The sequence below is a fragment of the Peribacillus sp. P4_D6 genome, assembly GCF_056401795.1.
This window is the reverse complement of record NZ_JBFUIQ010000266.1, coordinates 1-2518: the sequence shown is the minus strand read 5'-3', so window position 1 is coordinate 2518 and position 2518 is coordinate 1. Positions and strand designations below refer to the sequence as shown.

Here is a 2518-nt window from a genome sequence, read left to right as displayed (position 1 = left end):
GATGACCGGGTTGTTCAATCACGTTACCATGACCAGGAAAGAGGAGATTCACCTGTAATGCTGAACATCGTTTTAATGAATCGATATGATCTACAAGAGTCAGCATTCTATTACCGTTTTCATCAGGTTCGATCAAGGCATTGCTTGAGATATGTTCAATCAATAAATCACCGGCAAGAAGCCGTTTCCCTTCTCGGTCAAGGAAAGCAATTTGATCCGGGGCATGCCCGGGAAATTCGAGCACTTCAAAATTCAGCCAGTGTTTTTCCGTGATTGCGATGATGTCACCATTCAGTTTTTGATCTTTATTATTATCGACCGCGTTGAATAGGTAAGCCACTTGTTTATCTCCAAGTTCACCACAGCCCATCTCAAGGTATAGCTGTTTATAAAATTCAATTCTCATACTTAAGAAATCAGGGTCCCTTTTTAAACGGGGAATGGATTTAGAATGGGCATAAACGGGAATCGGATGGAGTTCGGTAATCCGGTTGACCAAACCAACATGGTCTCCATGGTGATGGGTCAACAAAATTTCCGTGATGTCCCCAACTGTAAATCCATTTTCTTTTAATGTTTGCTGCAGTGCATTCCAGCAAACATCATCATTCATACCTGCATCGACTAATGTTAAAGATTCATCCTGTTTAACTAAATAAAAGTTTATACTTTTTAAAGATAAAGCGCTTGGAGCTATAATTGGATAAATTTTAAATGTTGTATTCGTTTTCATGAACGTCCCATATCCTCCTAAATCGAGATAAACTTTATCTGGAAAATTGCGATATTACTAATGACCGAATAGATGTAAAGGGTTATTATTCCATGATTGGTTGAATGAATTGAAACTGTCAAGCGGAAGCTTCCAGGCAATCAAGAAATTTAATAGTAAGATTGATTGGAAATGGATGGTCTATTTATCTAGTTTATTTTAAAATTGAATAAACAAGCTAGTCATTTAGCCAATATTCTTTAAATTTAATTATTGTAATGAAAACTGAATGTGTTCCATGGAACGAAACGGTATAGGAGGTTATGGTTTGAAGCCAAAAATTTATATTACAAGGAAATTGCCAGAACAAATCATCGAAGGTCTTAGTCGGAATTATGATGTCAGGATGTGGGATCAAGAGGATATACCGGTCCCTAGAAAAGTCCTTGTAGAAGAAATGAAAGAAGTCGAGGGGCTGCTTTGCTTATTGACGGAACAAATCGATGAGTCACTGATTGAACAGGCACCCAATCTGAAAATCATCGCGAATATGGCAGTGGGCCATAATAATATTGACGTTCAAAGTGCAACAAAACGGGGCATCATGGTAACGAACACACCGGGGGTTTTAACGGAAACGACAGCTGATTTAACCTTCGGCTTACTGCTTGCAACGGCAAGGAGGATGATGGAGGCAGAGGATTATTTAAGGAGTGGAAAGTGGGAAACATGGTCGCCGATGCAGCTGACAGGACAAGATGTACACGGTGCAACGCTGGGTATCATCGGGTTAGGCAGAATTGGGGAAGCCCTTGCAAAAAGAGCTAAGGGATTTGATATGAACTTAGTTTATTTTAATCGAAGCCGTAAATATGAACAGGAAAAAGAGTTAGGAATCGAATATCAGCCCCTTGAAAAATTGCTCCAAATCTCGGATTTCGTTTGTGTCATGCTGCCGCTCACAGCGGAAACGGCTTATATGATTGGCAAGGAGCAGCTGGAATTGATGAAAGGGACGGCTGTGCTCATTAATACCGCAAGAGGCGGAATTATCGATGAAAAAGCGTTGTACCAGGCGCTGGAAAATCGAGAGATTTGGGCGGCTGGATTGGATGTATTCGAAGAAGAGCCCGTCCCTCTGGACCACCCGCTGCTAGCTTTGCCCAATGTGGTTACATTACCGCATATCGGGAGTGCTAGCATTGCCACAAGAATGAAAATGGCAACTCTTGCTGTACAAAACTTGGTGGACGGATTAACTGGTGATACTCCCCGTAATTTAGTATTGTTGAATAAATCAAAATGACGCTAAAATGGGGTTCGGATTGGTTTCATCCCGAACAAAGATTTTAAAACAAGAATAGACTATCCTTCATGTTTTTTTACTATAACCCTTATTGGATTGAAGAAATTTGCGACACTCCTGCCGAATAACTGGCTWGCCGAGACCCCACAGACGCTTGGCAGACAGTTGGCGGAAAGGGAGCGGGTTTCTGAAATCACCGGCAACCTTTTTTAAATAAAAAAACTGCAGGCAAGCTCTCTTCACTTCAAGTTGATCTCGCTGAATAGAATCATGCTTAGAAAGCATCCTCATCACCTCAAGTTTTAATACTTCTATTTTAAAACAAAAATGACTCCAGGCAARAGTGTTCTAACTAAAAGGTAAGACAAAGTTGATTGGAGCGGGTGTTCGAGACTCCTGCTTAGAAAAGCGCGTCTAGGGGAKACCCCGCAGGCGAAAGCCGAGGGCCGACCGCCCGCGGAAAGCGAGTGCCCTACGTTCCAATCAACGTCCAAATTGTA

The 2518-nt window shown here is 41.6% G+C and carries 2 protein-coding genes; one reads left to right on the top strand and one right to left on the bottom strand.

What is annotated here, in order from left to right; genetic code table 11:
- The coding region (locus tag AC1DVB_RS26560; protein ID WP_477591785.1) for an MBL fold metallo-hydrolase at nt 1-733 on the bottom strand (733 nt) is incomplete at its 3' end.
- Between the two features lie 307 nt (nt 734-1040).
- Here AC1DVB_RS26560 and AC1DVB_RS26555 point away from each other — a divergent pair.
- On the top strand, nt 1041-2018 hold the full coding sequence (locus tag AC1DVB_RS26555; protein WP_057278925.1) for a 2-hydroxyacid dehydrogenase: 978 nt from the start codon (nt 1041-1043) through the stop codon (nt 2016-2018).
- Nucleotides 2019-2518 lie beyond the last annotated feature (500 nt).